Here is a 24,549-nt window from a genome sequence, read left to right on the forward strand (position 1 = left end):
TCCTTTTTCATAACCCCCGCAGCTTTGCATACCTTTTTAAAGGGGGTGGGAAAAATGATGTTGGGACAGTTGAGATGGTACTCGAAAAAGATCATGATGCTAGTTGTTATGATTCTAATTTTTTTCACGCTTGCATCAAGCATCTCTGGCCTTGCCGCAAATAAAATTTCTTCTGAATATATGTCGTCATTATTAAAGAATATTGATGCGTCGGAACTGTATTCACATAGTTTCATGAGTGAAAATCATGCATTTCCAGCTCCCGATGAAGGAAGCACTTCACTCAGCCAGATGGCCTTCATGCTGGCGACCAATGTGAAGCCTTATGATATTCGTTCTCTTCTAGGAAGGGAACTTCCGGGCTTCGCCAATTTTGATACAAAAATACAAATTGCAGGACAAGGGAGCAATTTTACGAATCTCCCTGTTGAATCCACTCCTCCGATGGACGTCCTGCTTAACAATGAGGAGCCAATTGGAAGTGGAAATCAAACTGCAGTTCCACCGGCACATCCGAATTTAGAAAAAGTGGTCTATATTTATCACTCACATAGCTGGGAGTCCTTCCTGCCGCTATTGCCAAATGCCAAAAAACCGAACGATGCAGTCAGTTCCAATCCTGAATTGAATATAATTTCAGCGGGGACCACCTTAGCCGATGCTTTGGCCAAAAATGGAATTGGCGCCGAACATGATCGTGATAACATGGCGGAAAAGCTCCACGTGAAGGGATTGACGACCAATCAATCCTACAAGCTCTCAAGATCTATCGTTCAAGATGCCATGGCTGATGAGGAAAGTTTAAAGATGTTCATCGATCTTCATCGTGATTCCCTGAGGAGAGAGGATACAACCATTGCCATTAAGGACAAAAGCTATGCAAGGCTGTATTTCATTGTAGGAGAGGAGCATAAATCCTATAAAGAAAACCTGGCATTTGCCGAAAAACTGCATACGTATCTGGAAGCCCATTATCCTGGATTGAGCAGGGGCGTTCTTTTGAAAAATAAATCCATGGGGGACGGCGTTTATAACCAGGACTTATCTTCAAGGGCGATGTTAGTGGAAGTGGGCGGTGTGGATAATAACCGGGCTGAACTGGATCGTTCCATGAAAGCTTTGGCCGAAGCATTGGAGAATTATTATTGGAGCCAAAAAAATGCAGGACAAATGTAGAAAACGCCAACCGCTGCTCTGGCTGATGCTCATGTTTGTATCGACGCTCTTTTCATTTTATTTGTTCCATTGGATCGTGACGTTATCTTTTTTCATAACAGGGCTTCTCTTTTCAATCGTCTCATTATGCAAGGATGAACCTGACAGAACCTGAACCAATTTGGTTTGGGTTTTTTCGTTTTGAAAGGTATTGAAGTAAGAGATGAAGAAGTAAGTATAGTAAATCATAGCAGCAATCAATGTAAGTTTAATATAATTTTATTATGTAAACTAAAAGGAGTGTTTAAAATGAATGATCAATCCGTCCTCTCTTGGAGTGAGAAGATGCGCTCCGTTGAAAAGGAATATAAAAGAACGATAGAGCCATTTCGGAAAGACTTATGGTGGTATTGCTTCAGGCTTACCGGTTCTCCCTGGGATGCAGAGGACTTAGTCCAGGAAACATTATTGAAGTCACTTTCCATGCTGACAAAGGTTTTTCAGGAATTGAATTTGAAGGCGTATTTATTTCGGATCGCTTCAAACCTTTGGATCGATCAGTGCAGAAGAGGGAAGGCAGCTGTCGCAGGAGGGTATGATATTGAGTGGAAGCAGGATATCGATGCAAAAAATAGCCTTGAAGTGATAGAAAGCCTGGATTATTTGGTTCGCCGATTGACTCCAAAACAGTATACGTCTGTCCTTCTTGTGGACGTCTTTCAATTCAGTACAAAGGAGGCGGCGGAAATACTCGGATGTACTCAAGGTGCTGTTTATGCCAACCTCAACCGTGCACGTGCGGTTCTTTCCGAGGGGATAAACGAACTTCCTAGTTTGGAACTCTTGAATGTGCAAGAATGTAACACCTATTCCGCGACGCTTGAACGTTTGCTGGAAGGGTTTGAGAAAAAAGATCCGAATCTCATTGCTTCTCTATTGGATGACCATGTTGTCACAGAAATCATGCATGCGGGCATTGAATTTGGAAAAGATGAAACCTTGAAGAACTCCTTGAATGATTGGACACAAGTTGCTGCAGGACAAGGGGCTATTCGTGCATCTATCGTTAAGCTTTGGGGACGGACAGTGGTGGTTGAATGTGAGATTAAGGAGGATGGGGATTACTTAAACAATATCCACTTCATTGAAATGGAGGAAGACAGGATCGTTTATTGGAAATTTTACTGTTTTTCTTGGGAATTGCTGAATGCTGCAGCTGTTGAGCTCGGGTTGAAGATGAATGCGCTGAATTTTCAAGGGATTTACTAATGATTTTGTCTCTAATGGGGGATGTTCTAGTTAATATTTTGAAGGTTCTAGCGAAATGTCTGTAAGTTCTAGCAACTAATGCTGTTGTTCTAGTAATTTCGCCTAAACTTCGAGTATACCCAAATAGCCGGCAAAGGGTGATCAATCCTCTGCCGGATTTTCTTTACTTTTGGCTCTTTTCTTAAAGTATGTTGCTTTAGTCGCTAAAACAGAGTAACTTATGCAAATTGTAAAGGAGATTTATCTGGAAAAGAGCCTGGATACCCTATATCAACGCGCAAAACAGGTATTTTTACGTTAAAATCGAAAGTAAGATTTTAACAACAATGTTTACGAAAACAGCCCTACTTTTTCATTCCGGTATAAATAAGGATGGCATCCCGGAGGAAAGCTGCTGTCCCTGGCTGTTCCTTGTCGTAATAGGCAGTGAAGCGTTCATCATCCACATACATTTGGGCAAGCCCCGCGTGTGCTTCTTTACTGTAGGATTTCCAGTAATTCATCAGCCATTTCTTATGGAGTTCTGCTGCTTTTTGTCCCAATACTCCGCCGGGCTCTCCTGTTTTAAATGCATCTGCAAGGGTTTGCTGCAATTCTTCCTCTAGTTTGTTTGCTTCTTCATGCTCGCTTTCGGTCATATTCATTACTTTTTGATTCGACTGGTCTACTGTTTCATCCCCGTATTTTTCTCGAATTTCTTTTCCATATTTCTCTTCATTTTCATCTATCATTTTCTTCTTGAAGCCTTCGAATTTTTCTTTGTTTGACATGGTAGTTCTCCCTTCTTTTACTGCAATGGTCTTCTCCACATTTTTTATGAGAAGGTCCAGCTGCTTTCGTCTGTCAAGGAGCTGTTCACGGTGCTCGGTCAATGCTTTTGCACTGTCAAATGCAGGTGATGCAATGATTTCTTTAATGGTTTCAAGGGAAAGGCCAAGCTCTCGATAGAAAAGGATCTGCTGCAGCAGATCGACTTCAGTCTGCCCGTAGATTCGATATCCTGATGAATTGATTCTTGCCGGCTTAAGAAGGTCAATCTCATCATAATACCTAAGCGTTCTTGCGCTGATTCCAGCCAATTTCCCCAATTTCTGAACCGTATACTCCATTCGATCACCTCCTGACTATTTCACTTTACACCTTAACGCTGCGTCATAGTCAAACCCATTTTACAAAAAATTTTAACCCTGCGTATAATTTATCCATTTAAACTCGTTTAAATAGAGGAAAATGAAATGAAATGGAGTGTGTTTCTTATGAAAAGTCCTATCCTAAACAAAATGAATACCGTTTTTGTCCATGTTTCCGACCTGCATGAATCAGTCAAATGGTACAGCCTATTGCTCAACCTTCGTATCCGTGAGCAGGACATTTATCCACCCGTTTATAATATTGAGATTGATGGACACACCGGATTAACGTTGGATGCTGGACCGACTGGTATGCAGAAAAAGCTGAATCCCAATCCACATCCGATCTTCAACTTTCATACAGATGATATCGATTGTGCTTACGACTATTTAAAAGAACTGGGATATCAAATTGTTTCAGAAATTGTCCGGTTTGATTATTTTTCATTTTTTCATGTTGAGGACCCGGATGGAAATATTATTATGATTTGCACAGGATGAAATGGGATTTTATGCTAGTATTATAGATATGCTAGTTTGGATGAATTAAAAGGAAGTGCACTAATCCCAGTTGCAGGCGGATTGTGAAAATTGCTTTGGTTTGTGCTGCGTAGCATTGCCTTTTGGAAAATCAGCTGATTTTCCATGTAATAAGGATGGCGGTGAACCATGTTCTAATCTAAAATCGGATTACCGATGCAGCATCCATGGGGACTTGAGAGAAAATGGGTATAAAGGATGTACAGTATTTGAATGCTTTGGGGCAGGACAAAAAGTTTCTCAATTTACGTTTGCAGGGGAATCCTGGAGAGGAACACCGGAAAAAGCAGAGTTGATGTTCAAAGTGTTCCCTATCATGCACCAGTTCCATGAAATGCTTTGGTATTTGAATGAAGCTCTATGTATAGAAGCTTGCCGGGACATTCATGCAGATTTAATGTGCATGAATAAAGAGACAGAAGCATTGACATTGGGGGAACCTGAAGAGATTCTCCGAATTGATGTTGTTTTACATCGATTCCGAGTGAATGAGCTGCTGGTAAGGGCAGGGGAACTGGTGAGGAAGGAAGCTCTTGTAATTTATCAACTTAATCCAAAAAATTAGATGAATTTCCGGAGTGCAGATTTAATGGGTAAAAATTTAAAGACTTCTGATTTTAGGGGAGCAAATTTTAGAGGAGCCTATCTAATTGCCGCAGATCTTAGAGATTCAGACTTCCGAATGGCAGAAATGATTGGTGCAGATATGCGTGATGCTGATGTGAGAGGTGCGGACTTCAGCAATAGCCTGTTTCTGACACAAGTTCAAATCAATGCAGCCAAAGGCGACAGTAAGACTAAACTTCCGCCAGGGATCAAACATCCTTTGCATTGGTCTTAGAAATGATATGGTCCAATCCTAATGAAAAAGGATTGGATTTTTATTTTTCTAAATACCTTGCATTATAGAGTAAGATAAAATCAATGCTTCAGAAAATAAATCAGAAGCGGCGATTTATACGGTAAAAAGCTTCAAGCCTGAATCAGGAGAATTTTTAAAAGGGGAGACTACTGTATATCAGTAGAAGCGCACGGTATGGACACCAAAATGGCTTTTTGCTGAATCCTATCCATACGGAAATGGAGATGAAAAATGGTTTGTCATGATGCAGACCCGGACCTTCGATATACTGGCAGTGTTGGTCTGCTTCGTAGGCGGTGCCATGTGGTGGGAGACCTTATATACTATTTAACTGGTAAAATCAGATTTGTTAAACTGGCCAACTATTAGAGTGATAGGGTATGTTCTTCTGGACGTAGAGGAATATGCCTTTTTTATATTGTCGATTTCTTGTATTTCAGGAAGGGGTATAATAATGAACATTTAATTTTTTCTTTCATTCAAAACGGGAAATCGTCAAATTTAATTGGAGTAGTCTTCTTATTTTCCCAATCAGTCCGAATAATTGCGTAGCAAATCGAGTCATTTACAGTCCCATCACTATTTTCCCACGCGCTTCGTAAATAACCTTCTTTAACAAAGCCACATTTATATAGTGTTTTCCTCATTTGCAGGTTGTCGCTTCGAGTATAAGCTTCTATTCTTATTTTCTTATCAGGCAGACTAAAAGTATAGTCCGTCATCCAATGGACAGCTTTTGTCCCAATACCATTTCCTCTAGCAATTTTACTTAACTTAATATCAAACAAGGGGATTGTGTCATTAATATCGTGTATCATAAGTAAGCCAATTTTTTCATTTTCTTGTTCAATCCAATAAGTTTCCCTGTCATCCTGATACCATCCATTGTGGTATTGTTCCACAATTTGCTTTTTTTCTGGTGTTGGATTGGAATGGTATTCCCATGCAGTATCCGTTAAAAAAGAAACTAGATCATCTAACTCATTTTGAAATTTGGTAAATTGAAGATTTTTCACTCTATCCTTCATTCAAAATTCCTTCTTCCATATGTTTATCGGAAAATTCCTTTATCCAATTCATGTCGATTGGGCCATTCAGTACTTTGTAATAATGGCCTACAAAAACATGGACATCATTTTTATAAAAATCAACAATGATAGGCTTTCCCTGATTAGATATGTAAAATTCTATAGGTTCACTGTTATTTAAGTGCTTTTCGTATACCTTTCCCGGTTCCTTCTTTACTTTATATTGACTCAAGAAATTCATTAATTCCTTCACTGTGTCTGGGTCCTTTGTAAACCATTCGTAGGCTTGATCGCCTCTTATTAAACTTTTATCTTTTGTAAATCCCATGGAAGTGAAGGATTGTTCATCAAACGAAATAGCATCATCTAAATCTTTTACTCGATATATATCATATATTTTCAATCCAATTACGACGATCCACAATGACAGACAAAGAAAAACATATTTCCATTTTTTCTTTTTCACTTTTGAGACCTCCTTCAAATAGAAAATTTTCCCTTTTCTTTAATGGTATCCCAGCCAATGTGATTTGAACACCTTTTTTTGAAAAAAGGAGATTAAACAAGAAAAGTCGAACTTTTTAAAGGGGGTCTCAAAATAAAGAATTAATAGGGGTTTTCATATGTATACAATCTCAGTAAAACATTCATTAATAAATGACCAATCCATTCGTGACATGATGGAAGATTATGATATTGGGGAAATTACAGCCTGTCATTTTTTGACCAAGGGATTGAATGATTCTTATTTCGTGGAGTCGAATTCAGGTACATACATATTCAGAGTGTACCGTAAAAACTGGAGGTCAAAGTCTGACATTTTGTTCGAATTGGAAGGAATCCTTCATCTACAAATGAAGGGGATCGCTGTTTCCGTTCCTGTCATGAGAAAAGATAGCGAGTTTCTTACATGGATTGATGCTCCAGAAGGGTTAAGGTATGGAGTTTTGTTTACCTATTCTGAAGGTGATCGTCCAGATATTACGGCTTCGAACTGCCGATTAATAGGGGAAGGATTGGCAAAAATACATTCAGCTTGGGATGATTTTCAACCTAATCATGATAGGTTATTTCAATTGGATCAAAATCATTTAGCGATGGAACCCTTTGAGAGGATACAAGCTGCATTCCGACAATTTGGATTGAATGCGGAAGAAAAGTTTCTAAAAGATACTGTAGCAGCTATTCTGAAAGAACTGAATGGTCGAGATCTTGAGTATGGATTTTGCCATGGGGATTTCCATAACTTCAATATGCATGTGAAGGAAAATCGCTTGGAAGCTTTTGATTTCGACTGTGGAGCTCTTGGGTATCGTTCCTATGATCTTGCTGTTTTCTCTTGGAATTTACTAAATAACTATCCATCCATGGAAAAAGAGGGATGGGCTGCATTTCTTGAAGGATATCAATCTTCCAGGAAGTTAAATGAAGCAGACGTTCAAATAATTGGCAGATTCGTTTCATTAAGACGGATTTGGTTCATGGGGATTCTGCTTGAAAATGATGATGTATGGGGAACGGTTTGGAAAAATGAAAAGAATCTAAGCAGTATTATTGGGCAATTAAAGGATGACATAGCAAATCGTTGGTAAAGGAGAGATGGAAATATGAATATATCTGTTTTAGGCTGCGGACGTTGGGGGACGTTCATTGCTTGGTATTTGAATAAAGCAGGACATCAAGTACTTTTATGGGGTAGAGAAACTTCAAAGAATTATAAGGAATTAGCGGAGACGAGAAAAAATGACTACCTTGCCTTGCCAGAAGGAATTGAATTAACGAATTCGTTGGAAATGGCGATAGAATATTCCGAGGTTCATATTATTTCGATTAGCGCACAGCAGCTGCGATCTTTCGCATGGCAATTAAATCAACATAATATTAAAGGAAAGACATTCATTTTATGCATGAAGGGACTTGAAGCAGAGTCGGGAAAAAGATTATCCCAAGTGGTCTCTGAAGAGGCAGCTGGGGCAAATGTTGCTGTATGGGTAGGACCGGGGCATGTACAGGATTTTGTAAAAGGAATTCCAAACTGCATGGTGATTGGTTCAGAGAATGTAGATATTACAAAAGAGATTGTTCAAAAGTTTTCAAGTGATTTAATCCGCTTTTATTATGGTCAGGACATGATTGGAAATGAAATAGGCGCCGCAACAAAAAATGTGATGGGGATTGCCGCAGGAATGCTGGATGGCCTCGGGTATACCAGCCTTAAAGGATCGCTGATGGCAAGGGGGACGCGTGAAATATCCCGTTTGGTAAGAGCGATGGGCGGCAACGATATCACCATTTATGGCCTCAGCCACCTCGGGGATTATGAAGCCACACTTTTTTCGCCGCACAGCCATAATCGAAAGTTCGGCCAGTCATTTGTGGAGGGGGAACGCTTCGGAAAACTTGCTGAAGGAGTTGCCACTGTTGAAGCTTTGATGGTACTTTCAAAACAATATAATGTGGAAATGCCTATCAGCGGGGCCCTTTATCAGATTTTATTTGAAAATGCTGAAGCAAAGGAAACATTGGAGCAATTATTTCTTCGACCTATTAAATTTGAATTTTAGTAGGATAAAGCAGCCCATTCAGGGTTGTTTTTTTATCTTGAAAAAAATTGAAAAAACCGGCATAATATGTCGTATAATACGACATAAAAAAAGGGGGAGAATTATGGAAGTTAAAGCAAGTGAAATTAATGAGTACTGGACAGATATTTACTACCACCTTCATTATACTCATACGGAGAAAGTTACCCATCAAATGATTCGCATCCTTCAACATGTAGAGAAAGGAAAGGATCCTGGGGTTGGGGATATTGCCGAATGGATGGGACTATCGCCAAATACGGCATCTGAACATGTAAAAAGGTTGATTGAGAAGAAATATATCGAAAAAAAGAAGCATCCTGAAGATGAGAGGCGCACGCTGCTATCTTTGACGAAGAAAGGAAAGGAAGTTCTTCATCGAAATACAATGCTTGATGAAGCAAAATTATCAATGATTTTGTCCAACTTGAATAAGAAAGAACGAGATATGGTCCTTACGGCATTTGAACTTTTGAGCAAGGAGGCCAAGCAATGTACATCTTTTTCAAAGTAATGATTTCTGCAGCAGTGATTGGAGTAGTCACTGAAGTTGCCAGAAGGTTCCCTGCATATGGAGGCATTATTGCTGCGTTGCCGCTTGTCAGCTTATTAAGCATGATATGGCTATCGGTTCAAGGGGAGAAAAATGCAGAGATTAGCCAGTTTACTTTTGGGGTTTTGACCGGGTTTCCCGCAACAGCGGCTCTTCTTTTCATTGTCTTTATTTGCCTCAAGAACTCAATTCCTCTCGCATTCTCCATTATTCTTGGTGTTGGGGGATGGGGGCTGTTTCTCTTGTTGCAAGAGTTGATTACGAAACAAATCAATGCAGGGTGATAGGATATATCTGTATAGGTGTCGAACTTAAAGCAGGATGGTTTCATGACCTTGTTTTGTTATTTAAGCAAGATTCAGGATCAAGATTGGAAAGTTCCCATGGTCCACCTGGTTTTCTTTTATATTGAGAAATAAGGACATCTGTATTATTCGTCAACTGGAAGAAGATGAATTTATAGTCGCTGCCATCTTTTCCGATTACTTCGATGGTTTTCACGAACCCATCTTTCTTTGTCGGCATTCTCTTCTTAATCAGTCCGCACCATTCACCGAATTTAACGTCAACTACTGCTTCTGCATCATGATCCCATCCATGATAGGCTGCACACAGGAAATCTTCAGGGTAGAGTGTGATTCTGCTGATTTTAAAAAGTGATTTGTCCTGCTGTACTTCAACGAATCCGTAATAATAGGCGAAATTAGTTGAGAGTTTATCAGTACCTTCAATTGTTTCTACCTCAATGAACCAGCGACTTCCTTCCAGGGTAGGGACTTTTTCTAATTTTAATAGATTGGTATGTCCGATTCCTTCAAAAGATTTCAGGTAGGAGCGATATGGCATTTCTTTTTGGTACTCGCGTGTAAGAAATTGATAGGCAAGAGGGAATGGGATTTTAGCAAATCCAACTGTCCCGCATCCCCCAAGTTTTTTTGATGTTAGGTTTTCTGCTTCTCTTAGGATACTGAAGTAATTCAAAATGGTTTCTTCGGGAGAATGGAGCAAATTTGCCGGTACGGTGATCTGCGAAGTTTTCTTATCATAGTAAGGATCAAAAAAAGATAGATTGTCTATCCTTTTGTTCAATAGGGGTAAACAGGATGGTCGAAAGTATTTTTCTATGTCTCTATTACGTTCATGTTTATTGGGAGGAGAATCATAGTCAACGGGGTTTTGTGGCTTTAGAAAGGAAGCTCCTAAAAAGAGCTTTTTTCTTTTTACATAATTTTTTAGGAAAGTCAAAATTATCATCCTTTCAAGAGGATGTAGAATGGAGACTCTTTACATGAAATCAGATGTACTTTTTGCAGAAACAAAACGCTTAATCTTAAGACCGTTTGAACAAGAGGATTTTGAAGAATGGCGGAAGGGCTTTGATGGGAGAAAGCCATCTCAATATAAGTATGATGATGGCTTTCGAGAAATGCCCAATGCCACAAAAGATTGGTTTGAAAAATGGATTGCAGGCTTTAAAGACTCTGCTGCGAGAGATGAGATGTATCATCTTGGCATTTTTCGAAAAGAAGATGGGGCAAATGTCGGTAAAGTGGAATTAATTCGGATATTAAGGATGGATTACCACTGGGCCATGATGGGGTATTCCATCCATAATCAATTTTGGAAAATGGGTTATGGGATAGAAAGTGTTGAAGCAGCAGTCAAAATGTTTTTTGACGCATTGGGCTATCATCGGATCGAATTGCAAATTCGTCCTGATAATGTTCCGTCCATCCGTTTGGCAGAACGTGCAGGTTTCCAATACGAATGCATCAGGAAAGGCTTTTCTAATGAAAATGGCGAATGGACGGACTATAGCATTTACTACAAAAATGGTGATTAAATAAATTCAATTTCATTTAATGCAACAACTTGGGCAAACCATCTCAACGTTTGGTTATGATGATCGATGATTTGCTGCGCACTTAATCCGGATCCTGGCCATGTACTGTGGGCATCGGAAACGAGAGTGACTTCATAATTCATACTGAATGCACGCCTGCAGGTCGTGTCCACGCAGACTTCACTCTGGATTCCTGTCAAAATGAGATGTTCGATTTTTTTCTTTTTAAGTTCCACATTAAGATTTGTATTATGGAAGCTGTCCGGAGTATTTTTCTGAATAACGATGTCCTGTTCTTGAGGGGTAATGGCAGGATGGATTCCCCATCCTTTACTTCCAGAGGCGAGCGGGTGTCCTTCTTTGCCATTGTGTTGGACATAGAAAACGTGACAGCCGGAAGAACGTGCTTTATAAAGTACATTTTGAAGCTGTTCCAGCAAGTGCTCTCCATTATATACTGGATTACTTTCTTGAAACATTGCGTTTTGTACATCGATGATGATAAGTGCGGTATTTTTCATAGTAGCCTCCTATTCGGAACATATGTTCGATAGTTTGATTATAGCTTTAGATGATCGAATTTTCAATAAAAATGTTAAAAATACTAGAAAATATTGTATAATGGTTGAAATTGATTCAAAGGAGAGAACGATGAGCGTACATATCTTATTTGGAGAATCACCTGCAGCATCTCTGCGGTTTGGTTTTAAAAATGAAGGAATTACGGAAGGTCAGTTCATCATTTATTTTCCAACTAACCTGGCATATGGACCCATTTCTGACTTAGATGGTAAGGAAGGGATTGAATTAAGGGGGAAATGGATCCAAGATCATCTCTACCATGAATTTTTTGACCCATTTTCTGTAGAATACTATATTGATTCATTCCTCGACTGCATTCACTCCATCCACGAAATTCCGCCGCATGAATCCATTATCATTTGGACTGGTGAAAACGCACATGAACAGACTGGTCTGAGATTTGTACTGCACCTATTAAGAAATCATCCCAACGACATTTTCATCATTAATTCCACCCACGCTTATAACAAGCACTGCAAAACTCCCGGGGTAACTTATACATTTCTACATACGGGTGAGGTTTTTCCTGAAGATATGGTTCTATTATGGGAGGAAACGAATGAAAGTGTGACGGAAGAGGAAAAGGACAGCCTTTTACAAGAGTGGAGAGAACTAAACAAAGGAGAGAGCATACTAAGAATTTGGCAGTCCTCAGAAATCAAAAGTGTTGAGGAAGATTATTTTGATCGTATGCTGGTGGATATTGCTTCACACAAAAAGGAATACATGAAGGCTGCCCGCTTGATAGGAGAAGCCATTGGACAGATAGAGCAATATGTAGGGGATGGTTTTTACGAGTATCGGGTGCGCCATCTTATACAACAAGGGATATTTGATTATAAAGGAAAATTGGAAGGGTTGAGGAATTACAGTATCAGGTATAGAGGGGGAAAGTAAATGGGCAGCGATCGATTTGAAATGACAGATCGTTTGAAAAGAATCATTGAAAATGCAGAAAAAGAAGCGGTTAGAGATAAGTGTTTAATTGTGGACCCTGATCATTTATTGGCTGCTTTTCTAATGGAAAGGACCGGCGTTTTTGGAGAGATCTTTTTGAAAGGTCAGTTTCATCTTGAGAGCATAAAAAGAGGGATGGAACATTCAAAGAAAGAAGGGTTTGTTCACCCCATTTTTAAAACTAGAGTCACATCTTCCATTCTGGAGCTCTTTTTAAAAGCAACCGAAATAAGGGAAAGGTACGGCCAATTTCATTTAAATGAAGGTCATGTGCTCAAAGCTCTCATGATGTCAGGGGAAGTAGATCATTTGCTTACTAAAGAACAGAAGGCCGTACTGATTTCCCACGGAACCACTGCAAGGGATTTGATTGTCCACCTGCCTTCCATCATGGAGAAGTCTTTTGAGGATTCTTTTATTAGAGTAGCTAGAGTTGAAGAAAAGGAAAGAGTCTGTGCGTTTGTACGAGAACATTTTTCAGCGGATTGGGCAGAAACAGTATGGAACGGAATGGAAACGGAAGTCCCTACCGTCTTTTTGGCAGAGAATGAAAAAGGGGATTATATCGGGTTTGCAGCATTTGATGCCTATAAGAAAAAGAAGGGCTATTTTGGACCGATGGGAGTTTTGCCTGAAAGCCGCCAAGGAGGCATGGGGAAGAACCTTTTACTATCATGCCTTAAAGAGATGTCTAACAGGAATTATGAGTACGCAGTGATAGGAGGAGCAGGTCCTATCGAATTTTATGAAAAAACTTGTTGTGCTGCTGTTATTCCCATATTTGAAAAGTAGGAAGTGTTGATATGTGTACAAGCTTTGTTTTAAATGCTGAAAAAAGGTTCATTGGCATGAATTTTGATATTGGAGATCGTCCGATTAAGTTTTCACATACCAATGATGGGCGATTGACAATTTTTCAAAGCGACAGTGGAACGTTTCTGCCTGCGCTTGGGATGAATAAAAATGGTGCATTCATGAATCTTCAGATGGTAGAAGGCAGAGAAGAGGGGAATTATCGAAGAGGGAAGAATGTCGTCCATATTATCCGATTGTTTGATGAAGTTCTATCGGGTAAATTGGATTCTATTAATCTAGCAGAGTTATTGAGTGAAAAGAACATTGTCAATGTCCCTGGGCACAGTGTCCATAGTTTACTATGCACCAACCAGAGAGAAACATTCATTGTTTCTCCGGGAAGAGAGCATATGGATGCTGGCGGGGGAAAAGTACAGGTACTGACCAATTTTCCTTTATCTCAATCAGCGTCGAACTATTCCACTTCTGAGCCAGGAATGGATCGTTATCAGATTGTTAAAAACTATTTAAACGAGGAAGAAAACAATTTTTCGATTGATAAGGGATTTGAGGTATTGGAAAAAGCGTGTCAATCAAGAGGAGATTACCCAACACAGCTCTCCTTGATTTTCCTTCCAGATGAAAAGGAATTGTATTTTTCGATTAAGAGAAATTTTGAGGACAGATTCTGCTTTTCCTTTGATAAAGGTTTAGTCAGCAATGTTGAATCAGATCAATCGTGGAAAGTGGGCAAGAAGGGGCTTTTGTTGAGTGATTTAATGCCGGAATCAAACTTTTAGGGGGAAGATTCCCCCGTCAATAGTCACTTCACAATCATTACAGGACAGTTCACTCGTTTGGCCACTTTATGGCTTACGCTTCCCAGCACCATTTCCTGGAGGCTGTTCAAGCCCCTGCTCCCGACTATCAGGAGGTCATATCCGTTCTTATTGGCAAACTCTACAATAGATGGACCCGGATCTCCCCGTACAAATTCTGTTTTAAAATGAACGCATTTTTCCTTAAGTATTTCATGGGTGGATTCAAGCTTCTTTTCTCTTTCGAATTGAATGGCTTCTTTGCTTCCTTTAGAAAGGACATCAGATTTAGAAGATGAACTGTCAATTACATACAGTACAGTTACTGCGGATTGTGCCAGGCTTCCGAGAGCTGCTGCTGTTTCTGCAGCTCTTTGGGCATGTTTGGAACCGTCGGATGCCAGCAAGATGTGTTTGAACACATGAACCACCTCCTTGATACAACTATTCTATCATTTTTCAGAATAATTGGATAATGGTATTTTGACAGTAGGAAAGAGGAAATTTGACTAATTTTATCGAATCGTTGTAAGTGGAAAACAAATCCAATAATAAGGAGTCTACACATGAGGTTTAAAATCATACATACGAATGATCTGCATAGTCACTTTGAGGCATTTGCCAGGGCGGCGACAGTGATTAAGAAAGAGAAAAATGAACATACCCTCCTATTGGACGGCGGGGATTTTGCCGACTTTAAAAGTATTGAACTGCAGGGCACCAGGGGGATCGCTGCCATCGAACTCTTGACAGAAGCAGGGTATGATGCTTTGACCGTCGGGAATAATGAAATGTTCAATGGAGTCGATACACTCGAGCACATGGCGGAGGATGGCAGGATTCCATTCATCAGCGCAAATTTATTCAGAAAGGATCGTACTAGTATTAATGGGCTGTTATCCAGCACGATTATTGAAAAGCAAGGCATTCGATTCTTTATAACAGGCACCTCGCCTGATATGGGTGTTTTCTGTGATGGACTTGGCATCCATATGACTGATTTTAAACAAGCGATTCAGGAAGAATTAGAGAAAAATAAAGGATTGTATGATGTCGGCATCCTTTTGAACCATGTCGGGACATTTGCTGACGTGGAATTGATCGGGGAATTGGATGGGATTGATGTCATCCTCTCCGCCCATGACCATCAGCTTTTTTCAGAGGTGAAAGTTCAACAAGGGATCATCTGGAACAGTGCAGGGAACTACGGGGAGCACGTCGGTGTTATTGAAATTGAAGTGACAGAAGCTGGTGTTTCACTTATCGATTCCAAAATGATTGAAACGAAAGATTTTGAAGGGGATGAAAGAACCCTTTCCATTCTTCAAAGAAATAAAGAAAAAGCAGTGGATATTCTGAGCCAGCCGCTTTACTCGCTTAATGAGCCCCTGTGGCACGATGTAATCGAAGAAAATCCGATTTCCAATCTGATTGCCGATGGTTTAAAGGATATGCTTGGGGCGGAACTCGGATTGATCAATAGCGGGATCGTCAACGCTGGTGCTTTTGGGTTTATTTCACGCAAGAAATTAATTGAAACATGCCCATCCCCACTGAATCCGACTTATTTTGAAATTCAGGGCGAGCATTTATTGAAAGCGTTGGAGGACTCTCTTGATGCACAGGTCTGCATGGCAGATGGGCGAGGACCAGGCTTCAGGGGGCGCTTTGTCGGCAGGCTGCATGTTTCTGGAGCGGCCATCATTCATGATGGGAAGAAGATTTTGCATATGACCATTGGCAATGAACCCATTGAGGCAGAAAAATGGTATCGCGTCGCAAGTTCTGACTATCTGCAAAGAGGTTCAGGGTATCCATCTCTTGCACACAATAAGAATGACCGTTACATGGCCGAGGAGATCAAAGATGTCATTGAGATCTATGCGAAAAAAAGCGAATTTGTTAAGCGTGCTGTGAGGAAAAGATGGGTTGAGAAAAGCCGTATCAAGGTCTGAGAAAGGGACGAATGTATGGAGATCGTTGAATTAACAACCATTCAAGAAGTGAAAGCTGCGGGATGAATCCCTGGATTTGCACTATCACCTGATGGGAAAAAGGATGCTACTATTCTTTATTATAAAGAGCTTATTTCAGAGGGTTGAAGAGATTATTTATATCGTGAATTTTCCAAGGGCCGTAATAAAGTATCCCATTCGAGGGCATATAATCCATCGTTATATGCTGATTCCCTTTTTCGAACACAATTAGACTGTGCTTTATAGAATCGTCTTCAAATTGAGAATCGAGCAATGAGAGTCGACGGGGATGTTGATTGATCTCTTGAACAATAGTAACAATCGTTTTGGAGTCACTAATAATTTGTTCAGATCCATCCATTTCTTTAACAGTGATTTTATCGTATGAATTTGTGATGAGGGGCTTATTAGAGAAGTATAGGAATAGACCGAGTGATATCAGAAAAACAACAGATATAATGGCAGCTATTTTCTTCATTAGAATCCACCCTTTTTTTACCAGCATATCATTTTTTCTAAAGCTTATGTGAATAATTATTTCAACATTTGTAAAAAGGATTTACTATTTCGAAAGTCTAAATAGTTGAAAAATCCATTTCCTTCTATATAATGAAATAGACTGTTAAAGTACGAACTTATTAGTTTTGAAGGCGGGAATAGGATGGATCAAGAACTTTATCAATATTTGGTTGAACATTTAAATGAAATAACCGATGAATGGCTTAAAATGCGAGATGAAAAAAATGGATCCGTTTATTCCAAGGATGCCAATACAGACACGGTGGAACTTCTTCGTAAACAGAATGAGTTGACCAACATGACAGTTTCAAGTGTTTTACTAGAAGACAAAGATAAATTTAATGAGCAATTGGAACAGTGGGCAGTTACCGTCGCACATAGCAGGGCGGAAAGCCAGACACCGATTTATGAAGTGCTTTGGGCGTTAAGCAAGGTTAGAGAGGTCTACTGGAGATTTGTCGAGAGATTCTCTAATGCAAACAATATTACGGTTTCTGCCATGGGCGAATGGGCGAGCAAAATTAATAGCGCATTTGATCAGCTGAATATCGATTTTGCTGAAAAATACTATAATCTTGTTACCAGGCGTCTTGTGTCACAGCAAAATTTGATTTCCGAATTAAGTTCCCCTGTCATTCCCATATCACAATCCAAAGGGATTCTTCCCCTGATTGGCGATATTGATACTTTGAGGGCAAAATTAATTCTCGAAACCATCCCAGGAAAATGCATGGAATCGCAGGTCGATCACTTATTTATCGACCTTTCAGGGGTATCCATCATCGATACTATGGTTGCTCATGAAATTTTCCAACTCATTCAAGTACTTGGACTTCTAGGAGTTCAAGCAACCTTGACTGGAATTCGTCCGGAAATTGCACAGACATCTGTTCAATTAGGATTGAATTTTTCACAAATCCCTACTTATTCTACGTTGAGATTAGCGCTCGAAAACGCTGAAAAAGAACCCGTCATCCTTTGATAATCAGTATTAAAGGGCTGGCGGCTCTTTTTTTTGTAAACTTTGAGAAAAGTGCCTATTGTAAGAAAGCATCTCAAGCATCAGCAGCAGAAAACATGCAGCAAAACGCGCAGGAATTAACAGGGCTGGTGCAGAATTTCTCATAATATAGAGGAATGTGGAGGGGATGAATTGATTGCCCAAGCGCTTGTAATTCAAGACAATAAAGTACTAATGGTCAAACAATATGTCCAAAGGGGAGACATTGTGTGGAACTTCCCCGGTGGAGGAATTGAAGCAGGAGAAACTCCTCAACAGGCTTGTCTTCGTGAAGTCAAAGAAGAAACAGGATACGACATAAAAATAAATAGATTGCTCTTAGAGGATTCTAATAAACATACTTTCGCAGCGGATATCATTGGGGGAGAATTACACATTGATATGAATAATCAAGCAAACTCCGACATTATAGATGCCGCGTGGATTCCCCTTTCTGATACGGAGAAATTTGATAAGGTTACTGCTCCTCTTTTAAAATTAGTTGCTGCGGTAGAAGGTAAATAGGTTTTAATCGTTAAAGGATTGAACGCTTGATTTATTACAAGCGTTTTTTTGTTAATAAAATATTCAAAAATTATTGAATTTAACATTCGATAAAAGTAGAATAAATTTAAAGGAGTGAGGAAGATTGAAAAAATTGAATTTGGAACCGAAAAGAGAAACGGTTGCTTTAAAAGCGGAATCTTCGCCTGTTTGGGAAGTCATTCTTGGAATTGCAGGTTTTACATACAAAGTGAATAGACATACCTTTCATTTAAATGATCAATGGATAGAAGAAGAGAAATCGATGGATCTTTCACTTTTAAATCGCTTGGAATATATCGAACAAACGAATCTCTGGTACGGGATGATCATGCTTCAAAATAAGATTTCAGCGGATTCAATAGATAGCTTTATACATACGGTAGAGCGAATGGAAGATGAGTTATTCTTTGAAACGCTTCTTCCCTATCACAGCCGAGAAGCAGAAGGGTTGAAAAAAGAATCTGTCTCCAACCCAAGCAAGCTCTATGAATACACAGAATTATTTCAAACTCACATCTATTTGTACGGTTATCTGCATACCCTCCTGAAACACTCCAATGAGCAATTAAAGAAATTGATCCAGGGAGCGGTAGAGAGCTGGTATGAATGGGTGTGCAAGCATCCCAATTGGGAAAAATGGATGGAAATCCTCGAATCAGAGCAGAAGGAACATTCGAATTTGGAAACCGTTCATCCCAGCAGCCAAATTGAACATATTACGGGCGGTGCCCAATATGAGCCAGAACCGGGAATTTGGATTGTGAAAATGATTCCCCAAATAAGCTACCGGCCATGGCTGCTGGAGTTGAGAACGATGGAGGAGAAATTATTCTTTTATCCGGTGAAGGAAGAATACTTCTCAGAACCGGGCGTTCCATCTTCCCAGCTGGTCCAAGGTCATAAAGCACTGGGGGATGGACTGCGATTAAGTGTCTTATATGAATTAAGAAAAGGCTCCATGTCACTTCAGGAGATGAGTAGATTATTTCAGGTAAGCAAGACGACGCTTCATCATCAATTATCCCTTTTAAGGGGAGCGAAATTCATCAGGGTGGATAAAGGGATCTATTCCATCAATATGAATCACCTTCAACATTTTTCTGAGGAATTGATCAGATTTATTGGTGAGGAAAAATGATAGGAGGTTCCCGTGGATTCAAGCTGCTGTGGATGGGAGAAGTGGTGTCTGAGTTCGGAGGAGCGGCCGGAGGGATCATCAATGGGCTTTTGCTGTTTGAATGGACGGGTTCGAAGGAATGGATGGGGGCTATTTGGCTGATTTATTTTTTACCTTCCCTAGTGATGCAGGGGGTAAGTGCGCCATTTTTAAATCATGTAAGAAAAGAAAGGTTGATGAGAAGGGTGCAGGTGATAAGAGCATTGGCATACCTGCTGCCTCTCCTCGGTACGCTGATCCATACAAAGGCAGCTGTGATTGCAGGATTGTTCATTCTTCAATGCGTGCTCGGTTTGCTGCAGCCCATCTATGCGAGTCTTGGGTTTTCGTTGCTTCCCAGTTTGTGCAAGGAGGATGAACTGAAAAAATGCAATGCCCTCCTAGACGGTACTCTCAGGATAATGAGTTTTTTAGCACCAGGGATTATCTCACTTTTATTAATTATTTTTCCGATGCATTTACTGTATTTCATCTCCTCATGTATGTTTCTGCTTAGCTATGTATCTCTCAAAAAACTTCCAGAATCAAGTCCACAGTATTCTTCTGTCTGGTCAAAGAAATTTTGGTGGGGTGAAATGAGGAAAGGGTATCGCGTATTTTTTCAATATCCCATCCTTTTGAAATTGACCGTACTGTCCTCCATAGTGCAATTTGCCGTAGGAGCAGCACTCGTTGTTAATATTCCATTCATTAAAGAAGAACTTAAAGGGGCAAATTGGATGTATGCCATCTTTTCAGGTGCTTTTCCGATTGGCTACACCATTGGAACCTTTATACTTTCCAGAAGCAACTTAGGCCGCAAAGCCATGTATGCCGGCTTGGCAGGGGGAGGAGCTTCTTTTCTGCTCTTAGTCATCGTGCCATCCGCCCCGTTTGCATGGATGACAGAATTATTTGGTGGAATCTGTTTTCCGCTATTCAATGCACAGAGTTCCGCTCTCTTTCAAAAATTGGCGCCTAAGGAGCGGCTATCACAATTAAGTTCCATCCGGCTGTTATTTATTCGAGTAGGGATGCCTTTAGGGATCCTATTCGCAACCCTTTGCTCTTCAATCGGATCATCAGAAAGAATGATTTATGGAATCATCGGACTCGTCATCCTCATTCCAGCCCTGTACTCATACTTTCAATCATTCCTTGTGAACAAGAAAATAAATCTGAATATTTGAAACTTTTTCCATCTAGAGCCGTAATAAAGTCATAGATGAAAAAGGGGTGTTGAGGATGTTTGTAAGCAAGAAGGATCCTGCGCAGGAATCGGGAACGTTTCTTTTCTCAGGGATAGTAATTATGTTGATCAGCAGTTTAGTACTTCCGATTGTAGTCGTTTTTTTCATTCAGGATGCAATTCACTTTTCTAAATCACATTGGCTGTTTAAGGCCCCGCCTTCAGCTTATATTACTTTTATGTGCGGTATGCTTTTGATAACCGCAGGAATGATCGTTTATTTAATCATCAAAGTGAAAACAGATAAGAAGCCAGTGCTACTTGTCAGTTTGGTCATCATCCTATTGAGCAGTCCATTGTTTTATACATCTCTCAATACTTACTACTACTTCGATCAGGAAGGGCTGCATTACCGTGAATTATGGTCGTTGGGTCAGTCCGACTACCATTGGAAGGATTTCAAACAAGTGCATGCGGTATTTGATAAAAAACCCAATAGGGGGAGCACTCTGAAAGTATATGAATTTGTCATTTCGGATAATAAAACTATCGTAATACCGGTTGATACGGCATTTATGGAAAACCGCCAAAGGATAAATGCTTCATTGGAGCAGAATAAAGTTCCATTTGATAATAATCTAGCCGATTTTTATGAATGAAATATTGGGTAAAAATGGTATGATGGTAATTAGATAGAATTTTAAGTTAATATTGATGTTTGGAGGATAAACATGCTAAATAAACAAGGTTTCAATTTGTGGGCACAGGATTATGAGCAGACCGTCCAGCAGATTGAAGAGAAAAACAGCTATCCATTTGCTGGATATAAAGAAATATTAAATACGGTGTACAACGAGGTTAAGGAAAAAGAAAACGGTTCTATACTGGACATCGGGTTTGGTACAGGCGTCCTTTCCAAAAGACTCTATGATGAAGGGTATAGTATAGCAGGCATTGATTTTTCTGACGAAATGATCAGGCTGGCGGAAAAAAAGATGCCCAATGCCCAGTTGGTAGAATGGGATATTTCAAAAGGATTTCCACCAGAATTGACAGAGAGAACATTTGATTTTATCGTTTCAACCTATGCCCTGCATCATTTGACAGATGAAGGGAAGGCAGAATTCATTCAAGAATTGATGAAGAGGCTGAACCCGGGCGGGAAAATCCTGATCGGGGATATCGCATTTGCTACACGAAAAGAATTGGAAGCATGCCGGTTGGATAATCTTCATCATTGGGACGAAGATGAATTTTATTTCGTTTTTGATGAATTCCAAGAATCCATTAAAGAATTAAGCAAAAGTGATTTTTATCCTATTTCTCATTGTGGGGGAGTCATTGTGATACAGAAATAAACAAACTGGGAAGGGGGCAGAATGATCTGTTCCTTTTCTTATAATCTGCAAAAGGAGGGGAAGAGGATGGCATGGTTCATTTCGTTTGTTTCTTCAGTCTTGGTTTTTGCCTTTTTGGTTGACCGAAAAAGAAAAAAGATCCGGAACAATCCTGACAAATTGACTCATCCACATGCTAAGGCTGGTGATGATCAAAACTTCATGATGGGGGATAACAAGCACAATAATGGCGGAGGGTTTTAGGGGGAATATCTCTATATGTTTATCCAGCGGCGGAAGGGATTCGAGTCAAATATGATATAATGGCATTTCATAAATTTAAGGGAGTTCATTTTATTATGGAATGGTCATTGCTTTTTGCTGTGTTGGGAGCCGTTTTTTTAGGGGCGCTTACGAGGTCGACTTTCGGGTTTGGGGAAGCGGTTGTCAGTATGCCGATCTTAGCGCTGCTTCCGTTAAAACTGAACACATCTGTTTCACTAATTGGGCTCGCAGGACTTATGGTAGCTTTATTGTCCTTAAAATCAGGCTGGAAAGAAATTGATAAGCCTGTTATTTTAAAATTGGCCATCACGACCATTGTCGGGATTCCGATTGGTATTTTCATTATCAAGTCGATTCCTTCTATATATGTGACAACCGGTCTCGGGGTCTTTTTGGTTTTATATGGTGTTTATTCCTTAGGCAAGCCATACTTATTCAATTCTGTTTCTAAAGAACGATTTTCTAACCCGAATTGGGCACTCCCATTCGGACTTGCATCTGGAGCTTTAGGCAGTGCCTATAATTTTAATGGGGTGCCTGTCGTGATTTATGCCACACTCCAAAAATGGGAGCCATCCAAATTCAGGAGTATGATGCAGGCGCATTTTTTGATTTCAGGAATGTTTATTGTTTCGGGGCAGGCCATTGGCGGTCTATGGTCCAAAGAATTGTTTATACTTTTTGGATTGTCGCTGCCTTTCATTTTATTGGCCACCTGGCTAGGGAGAGTCGTTCACCAAAAAATCCATCCGAAAAAATTTGAACGATATGTATATATTCTTATCATTGTTTTAGGCATCATGCTATTGATTACATAAGGATTGCAGAAAAGGAGGATTTCCATAAAAGGGGATCCTCCTTTCTAGTTTCTTACATCTGCTGTTTCAAGTAGTTCACCAATGCTTCTGCACTCTCTGCGATTTGCTCATCTGTAAGCGTCCTTACTCCTTGAAGGGTGAAGGATGGAAGGAATCGCATGCCGGTAAGGTTTGCCATTGCATGGAATGGTTTTGTCAGTTCGCTCATGCTGAATTGGTTGTAGCCTCCTGCTTGATAGGCTGCAGCGGGGCCTCCTGTGGAAGTGGCAATGACGAATTCTTTTCCGTGAAGCTTAGTTCCTTCACTTCCGTATGCCCAGCCGTATTCAAGAACGATATCCTGCCATTCTTTTAATAAAGCAGGGCTGCTGTACCAATAGAAAGGGAATTGGAATACAATGCGGTCATGCTCTAACAAAAGCTTTTGTTCCGCAGCTGCATCAATTTTTCCGTCAGGATACACTGCGTAGAGGTCATGGACCGTGATGCTTGTGTCCTCCTGCAAACGTTTCATCCAAGATAAGTTTACTCGTGATTGATCTAAATGGGGGTGAGCGATGATGACTAGTGTTTTCATACTTTTATTCTCCTTTATATCCAATGATTAATTTTCTTGATAAACAATTTCCACATCTGTACGATTTACGTACATTTCATAGAAAGCATCTGCAATATTCTCAGCTGAAAAATACGTCCCATCTTGAACGAAGCCGGCAATCGTCAGCGTTCCTACATAAATGTTTTTTGCGCTCAATTCCTGATTTAAACTATAAGCAAGGTTTCGGATTCCAGCTTTTCCAACAGCAAGGGAAGCATAGTCTGCATAAGGATGAAGAGCAAGGCCGCCTCCTGTAAGAAGGATTGTTCCTTTTTCCATGTGTGGAACGACTTCTTTAACTGCTGTCAAAGCACCCGCGACGCTGATATTAAAGTCTGCCAATAAATCTTCTGCATTCAATTCAGTAGGTTTTCCCGGTTTTCCAGCAGCGGCATTATAGAGCATGGTGTCAATGGAACCGTATGTGTTTAAGACTTCTTGAATGACATTTTTCAAGCTATCTCCAGACGCAATGTCTCCTGTAAATCCTTTTGCTTCTATGCCACTGTCGGCCAATTCTCTTGTGTACTGGTCCAAAGCATCTTTTCGACGTGCGATAAGGGCAAGCTGGAAACCTTCTTTCCCAAATTTTTTAGCAGTGTTTAAGCTCACACCAGGGCCGGCACCGATAACGAGCATCACTTTATTTGTCATGAGATTTCCTCCTGTAAATAATTTGTGTTTTTGTTGTTTGTACATACAAATTAAAACATGCAAACTTTTATCAGTCAATCATTTTTATCAAGGAACTTCAGTATTTTATCAATATTTTTGATGGAATTTTCAAAATGCTCCTGTATTTATGGTATAATAAGGAAAAGAAGAAGTGGAGGTGCTACTAATGATATGGCTTTTTATCCTTTCTCCGCTGTTCATTCTCATACCCGTTCTTATTTATTTTGACAAAAAGCATGGTGCATCCGATCCTAGGTTAGACACGGACAATTATCGAATAGATAGGGATTTAGCAAAAGACGATTCCTATTTCATAAAATAAAAAATCAGTGCCAA

General features: G+C 39.9%; 29 protein-coding genes and 1 pseudogene. 21 read left to right on the forward strand and 9 right to left on the reverse strand.

Annotated elements, in window-relative coordinates; all coding sequences use genetic code 11:
• Positions 1-54: 54 nt before the first annotated feature.
• Entirely contained in the window at positions 55-1,176 is a 1,122-nt protein-coding gene (gene spoIIP, locus DFR59_RS04090; RefSeq protein ID WP_158538309.1) for a stage II sporulation protein P, read from the forward strand.
• A 288-nt stretch (positions 1,177-1,464) separates the two neighbouring features.
• Entirely contained in the window at positions 1,465-2,424 is a 960-nt protein-coding gene (locus DFR59_RS04095; protein ID WP_114744357.1) for an RNA polymerase sigma factor, read from the forward strand.
• Between the two features lie 344 nt (positions 2,425-2,768).
• On the opposite strand, the gene DFR59_RS04100 is transcribed toward DFR59_RS04095, so the two are convergent.
• A complete protein-coding gene (locus tag DFR59_RS04100; RefSeq protein WP_114744358.1) occupies positions 2,769-3,533 on the reverse strand; it encodes a MerR family transcriptional regulator in 765 nt (254 codons plus the stop codon).
• A 147-nt stretch (positions 3,534-3,680) separates the two neighbouring features.
• Between DFR59_RS04100 and DFR59_RS04105 the strand changes: the two genes are divergently transcribed.
• Together DFR59_RS04105 and DFR59_RS04110 are read left to right on the forward strand one after the other, a co-directional pair.
• Complete coding sequence (locus DFR59_RS04105) at positions 3,681-4,055, forward strand: VOC family protein (protein WP_114744795.1); 375 nt, start codon at positions 3,681-3,683, stop codon at positions 4,053-4,055.
• Positions 4,056-4,125: 70 nt separating this feature from the next.
• Positions 4,126-4,935: pseudogene (locus tag DFR59_RS04110) on the forward strand (pentapeptide repeat-containing protein).
• A gap of 500 nt (positions 4,936-5,435) precedes the next feature.
• Here DFR59_RS04110 and DFR59_RS04115 read toward each other — a convergent pair.
• Both DFR59_RS04115 and DFR59_RS04120 read right to left on the reverse strand, forming a co-directional pair.
• Complete coding sequence (locus DFR59_RS04115) at positions 5,436-5,984, reverse strand: GNAT family N-acetyltransferase (RefSeq protein WP_114744359.1); 549 nt, start codon at positions 5,982-5,984, stop codon at positions 5,436-5,438.
• Positions 5,974-6,450 (reverse strand): hypothetical protein, encoded by a 477-nt coding sequence (locus DFR59_RS04120; protein ID WP_114744360.1) that lies wholly within the window; start codon positions 6,448-6,450, stop codon positions 5,974-5,976. Before DFR59_RS04120 ends, DFR59_RS04115 begins: the two co-directional genes overlap by 11 nt.
• Positions 6,451-6,607: 157 nt before the next feature.
• Here DFR59_RS04120 and DFR59_RS04125 point away from each other — a divergent pair, with 157 nt between their 5' ends.
• The 4 genes from DFR59_RS04125 to DFR59_RS04140 all read left to right on the forward strand — a co-directional run bounded on the left by DFR59_RS04125 (position 6,608) and on the right by DFR59_RS04140 (position 9,403).
• Positions 6,608-7,576 carry a phosphotransferase gene (locus tag DFR59_RS04125; protein WP_114744361.1) on the forward strand — a complete coding sequence of 323 codons (969 nt, stop codon included), beginning with the start codon at positions 6,608-6,610 and terminating at the stop codon, positions 7,574-7,576.
• A gap of 15 nt (positions 7,577-7,591) precedes the next feature.
• Positions 7,592-8,548 carry an NAD(P)H-dependent glycerol-3-phosphate dehydrogenase gene (locus tag DFR59_RS04130; protein WP_114744362.1) on the forward strand — a complete coding sequence of 319 codons (957 nt, stop codon included), beginning with the start codon at positions 7,592-7,594 and terminating at the stop codon, positions 8,546-8,548.
• Positions 8,549-8,651: 103 nt separating this feature from the next.
• A complete protein-coding gene (locus DFR59_RS04135) occupies positions 8,652-9,080 on the forward strand; it encodes a MarR family winged helix-turn-helix transcriptional regulator (RefSeq protein WP_114744363.1) in 429 nt (142 codons plus the stop codon).
• A complete protein-coding gene (locus DFR59_RS04140; protein WP_114744364.1) occupies positions 9,059-9,403 on the forward strand; it encodes a DUF3147 family protein in 345 nt (114 codons plus the stop codon). The genes DFR59_RS04135 and DFR59_RS04140 overlap by 22 nt, the downstream gene beginning before the upstream one ends.
• A gap of 43 nt (positions 9,404-9,446) precedes the next feature.
• Here DFR59_RS04140 and DFR59_RS04145 read toward each other — a convergent pair whose 3' ends face one another.
• Positions 9,447-10,100, reverse strand: a complete 654-nt coding sequence (locus tag DFR59_RS04145; protein ID WP_147278253.1) for a hypothetical protein — start codon at positions 10,098-10,100, stop codon at positions 9,447-9,449.
• 307 nt (positions 10,101-10,407) lie between these two features.
• Between DFR59_RS04145 and DFR59_RS04150 the strand changes: the two genes are divergently transcribed.
• Positions 10,408-10,962: a GNAT family N-acetyltransferase gene (locus tag DFR59_RS04150; RefSeq protein ID WP_114744796.1), complete on the forward strand. Its 555-nt coding sequence runs from the start codon at positions 10,408-10,410 to the stop codon at positions 10,960-10,962.
• Here the strand turns inward: DFR59_RS04150 and DFR59_RS04155 are convergent.
• Positions 10,959-11,483: a cysteine hydrolase family protein gene (locus DFR59_RS04155; RefSeq protein ID WP_114744797.1), complete on the reverse strand. Its 525-nt coding sequence runs from the start codon at positions 11,481-11,483 to the stop codon at positions 10,959-10,961. The genes DFR59_RS04150 and DFR59_RS04155 overlap by 4 nt on opposite strands.
• A 130-nt stretch (positions 11,484-11,613) precedes the next feature.
• Here DFR59_RS04155 and DFR59_RS04160 point away from each other — a divergent pair, with 130 nt between their 5' ends.
• From DFR59_RS04160 to DFR59_RS04170, 3 genes are read left to right on the forward strand one after another with little or no spacing between them, the layout of a single operon-like run.
• Positions 11,614-12,441, forward strand: a complete 828-nt coding sequence (locus tag DFR59_RS04160; RefSeq protein ID WP_158538310.1) for a DUF1835 domain-containing protein — start codon at positions 11,614-11,616, stop codon at positions 12,439-12,441.
• A complete protein-coding gene (locus tag DFR59_RS04165) occupies positions 12,442-13,293 on the forward strand; it encodes a GNAT family N-acetyltransferase (protein ID WP_114744367.1) in 852 nt (283 codons plus the stop codon).
• A gap of 11 nt (positions 13,294-13,304) precedes the next feature.
• Positions 13,305-14,096, forward strand: coding sequence for a TrbG/VirB9 family P-type conjugative transfer protein (locus DFR59_RS04170; protein WP_114744368.1), 792 nt, complete (start codon positions 13,305-13,307; stop codon positions 14,094-14,096).
• Positions 14,097-14,119: 23 nt separating this feature from the next.
• Here the strand turns inward: DFR59_RS04170 and DFR59_RS04175 are convergent, their stop codons facing one another.
• The gene (locus DFR59_RS04175; protein WP_114744369.1) at positions 14,120-14,536 is read right to left on the reverse strand and encodes a universal stress protein; all 417 of its coding nucleotides are present in this window, start codon (positions 14,534-14,536) and stop codon (positions 14,120-14,122) included.
• 144 nt (positions 14,537-14,680) lie between these two features.
• On the opposite strand from DFR59_RS04175, the gene DFR59_RS04180 reads away from it, so the two are divergent.
• A complete protein-coding gene (locus DFR59_RS04180; RefSeq protein ID WP_114744370.1) occupies positions 14,681-16,069 on the forward strand; it encodes a bifunctional metallophosphatase/5'-nucleotidase in 1,389 nt (462 codons plus the stop codon).
• 130 nt (positions 16,070-16,199) lie between these two features.
• Here DFR59_RS04180 and DFR59_RS04185 read toward each other — a convergent pair whose 3' ends face one another.
• The gene (locus tag DFR59_RS04185) at positions 16,200-16,568 is read right to left on the reverse strand and encodes a hypothetical protein (RefSeq protein WP_114744371.1); all 369 of its coding nucleotides are present in this window, start codon (positions 16,566-16,568) and stop codon (positions 16,200-16,202) included.
• A gap of 183 nt (positions 16,569-16,751) precedes the next feature.
• Here DFR59_RS04185 and DFR59_RS20485 point away from each other — a divergent pair, with 183 nt between their 5' ends.
• From DFR59_RS20485 to DFR59_RS04220, 8 genes are all read left to right on the forward strand, one after another.
• On the forward strand, positions 16,752-17,591 hold the full coding sequence (locus DFR59_RS20485) for an STAS domain-containing protein (protein ID WP_114744372.1): 840 nt from the start codon (positions 16,752-16,754) through the stop codon (positions 17,589-17,591).
• Positions 17,592-17,762: 171 nt separating this feature from the next.
• Positions 17,763-18,134, forward strand: a complete 372-nt coding sequence (locus DFR59_RS04195; RefSeq protein WP_114744373.1) for an NUDIX hydrolase — start codon at positions 17,763-17,765, stop codon at positions 18,132-18,134.
• Positions 18,135-18,258: 124 nt separating this feature from the next.
• Positions 18,259-19,293 (forward strand): ArsR/SmtB family transcription factor, encoded by a 1,035-nt coding sequence (locus tag DFR59_RS04200; protein ID WP_114744374.1) that lies wholly within the window; start codon positions 18,259-18,261, stop codon positions 19,291-19,293.
• The gene (locus DFR59_RS04205; RefSeq protein ID WP_114744375.1) at positions 19,290-20,501 is read left to right on the forward strand and encodes an MFS transporter; all 1,212 of its coding nucleotides are present in this window, start codon (positions 19,290-19,292) and stop codon (positions 20,499-20,501) included. Before DFR59_RS04200 ends, DFR59_RS04205 begins: the two co-directional genes overlap by 4 nt.
• Positions 20,502-20,556: 55 nt before the next feature.
• The gene (locus tag DFR59_RS04210; RefSeq protein WP_114744376.1) at positions 20,557-21,159 is read left to right on the forward strand and encodes a hypothetical protein; all 603 of its coding nucleotides are present in this window, start codon (positions 20,557-20,559) and stop codon (positions 21,157-21,159) included.
• A 72-nt stretch (positions 21,160-21,231) separates the two neighbouring features.
• Positions 21,232-21,858, forward strand: coding sequence for a class I SAM-dependent methyltransferase (locus DFR59_RS04215; RefSeq protein WP_114744377.1), 627 nt, complete (start codon positions 21,232-21,234; stop codon positions 21,856-21,858).
• A 66-nt stretch (positions 21,859-21,924) separates the two neighbouring features.
• Complete coding sequence (locus DFR59_RS20230; protein WP_170137262.1) at positions 21,925-22,101, forward strand: hypothetical protein; 177 nt, start codon at positions 21,925-21,927, stop codon at positions 22,099-22,101.
• A gap of 95 nt (positions 22,102-22,196) precedes the next feature.
• Positions 22,197-22,940 carry a sulfite exporter TauE/SafE family protein gene (locus DFR59_RS04220; RefSeq protein ID WP_114744378.1) on the forward strand — a complete coding sequence of 248 codons (744 nt, stop codon included), beginning with the start codon at positions 22,197-22,199 and terminating at the stop codon, positions 22,938-22,940.
• A 52-nt stretch (positions 22,941-22,992) separates the two neighbouring features.
• Here DFR59_RS04220 and DFR59_RS04225 read toward each other — a convergent pair whose 3' ends face one another.
• A complete protein-coding gene (locus DFR59_RS04225; protein WP_114744379.1) occupies positions 22,993-23,517 on the reverse strand; it encodes an NAD(P)H-dependent oxidoreductase in 525 nt (174 codons plus the stop codon).
• Between the two features lie 27 nt (positions 23,518-23,544).
• The gene (locus tag DFR59_RS04230; RefSeq protein WP_114744380.1) at positions 23,545-24,192 is read right to left on the reverse strand and encodes an SDR family NAD(P)-dependent oxidoreductase; all 648 of its coding nucleotides are present in this window, start codon (positions 24,190-24,192) and stop codon (positions 23,545-23,547) included.
• Positions 24,193-24,549: the final 357 nt, after the last annotated feature.

It is taken from the genome of Falsibacillus pallidus (assembly GCF_003350505.1).
GTDB lineage: Bacteria > Bacillota > Bacilli > Bacillales > DSM-25281 > Falsibacillus > Falsibacillus pallidus.

Coding starts and splice junctions, on each gene's coding strand:
- DFR59_RS04150 (WP_114744796.1), top strand. CDS start 10,408: ATGAAATCAGATGTACTTTTTGCAGAAACAAAACGCTTAATCTTAAGA.
- DFR59_RS04135 (WP_114744363.1), top strand. CDS start 8,652: ATGGAAGTTAAAGCAAGTGAAATTAATGAGTACTGGACAGATATTTAC.
- DFR59_RS04165 (WP_114744367.1), top strand. CDS start 12,442: ATGGGCAGCGATCGATTTGAAATGACAGATCGTTTGAAAAGAATCATT.
- DFR59_RS04115 (WP_114744359.1), bottom strand. CDS start 5,984: ATGAAGGATAGAGTGAAAAATCTTCAATTTACCAAATTTCAAAATGAG.
- DFR59_RS04230 (WP_114744380.1), bottom strand. CDS start 24,192: ATGACAAATAAAGTGATGCTCGTTATCGGTGCCGGCCCTGGTGTGAGC.
- DFR59_RS04100 (WP_114744358.1), bottom strand. CDS start 3,533: ATGGAGTATACGGTTCAGAAATTGGGGAAATTGGCTGGAATCAGCGCA.
- DFR59_RS04185 (WP_114744371.1), bottom strand. CDS start 16,568: ATGAAGAAAATAGCTGCCATTATATCTGTTGTTTTTCTGATATCACTC.
- DFR59_RS04160 (WP_158538310.1), top strand. CDS start 11,614: ATGAGCGTACATATCTTATTTGGAGAATCACCTGCAGCATCTCTGCGG.
- DFR59_RS04155 (WP_114744797.1), bottom strand. CDS start 11,483: ATGAAAAATACCGCACTTATCATCATCGATGTACAAAACGCAATGTTT.
- DFR59_RS20230 (WP_170137262.1), top strand. CDS start 21,925: ATGGCATGGTTCATTTCGTTTGTTTCTTCAGTCTTGGTTTTTGCCTTT.
- DFR59_RS04140 (WP_114744364.1), top strand. CDS start 9,059: ATGTACATCTTTTTCAAAGTAATGATTTCTGCAGCAGTGATTGGAGTA.
- DFR59_RS04215 (WP_114744377.1), top strand. CDS start 21,232: ATGCTAAATAAACAAGGTTTCAATTTGTGGGCACAGGATTATGAGCAG.
- DFR59_RS04125 (WP_114744361.1), top strand. CDS start 6,608: ATGTATACAATCTCAGTAAAACATTCATTAATAAATGACCAATCCATT.
- DFR59_RS04220 (WP_114744378.1), top strand. CDS start 22,197: ATGGAATGGTCATTGCTTTTTGCTGTGTTGGGAGCCGTTTTTTTAGGG.
- DFR59_RS04170 (WP_114744368.1), top strand. CDS start 13,305: ATGTGTACAAGCTTTGTTTTAAATGCTGAAAAAAGGTTCATTGGCATG.
- DFR59_RS04095 (WP_114744357.1), top strand. CDS start 1,465: ATGAATGATCAATCCGTCCTCTCTTGGAGTGAGAAGATGCGCTCCGTT.
- DFR59_RS04210 (WP_114744376.1), top strand. CDS start 20,557: ATGTTTGTAAGCAAGAAGGATCCTGCGCAGGAATCGGGAACGTTTCTT.
- DFR59_RS04225 (WP_114744379.1), bottom strand. CDS start 23,517: ATGAAAACACTAGTCATCATCGCTCACCCCCATTTAGATCAATCACGA.
- DFR59_RS04105 (WP_114744795.1), top strand. CDS start 3,681: ATGAAAAGTCCTATCCTAAACAAAATGAATACCGTTTTTGTCCATGTT.
- spoIIP (WP_158538309.1), top strand. CDS start 55: ATGATGTTGGGACAGTTGAGATGGTACTCGAAAAAGATCATGATGCTA.
- DFR59_RS04180 (WP_114744370.1), top strand. CDS start 14,681: ATGAGGTTTAAAATCATACATACGAATGATCTGCATAGTCACTTTGAG.
- DFR59_RS04130 (WP_114744362.1), top strand. CDS start 7,592: ATGAATATATCTGTTTTAGGCTGCGGACGTTGGGGGACGTTCATTGCT.
- DFR59_RS04205 (WP_114744375.1), top strand. CDS start 19,290: ATGATAGGAGGTTCCCGTGGATTCAAGCTGCTGTGGATGGGAGAAGTG.
- DFR59_RS20485 (WP_114744372.1), top strand. CDS start 16,752: ATGGATCAAGAACTTTATCAATATTTGGTTGAACATTTAAATGAAATA.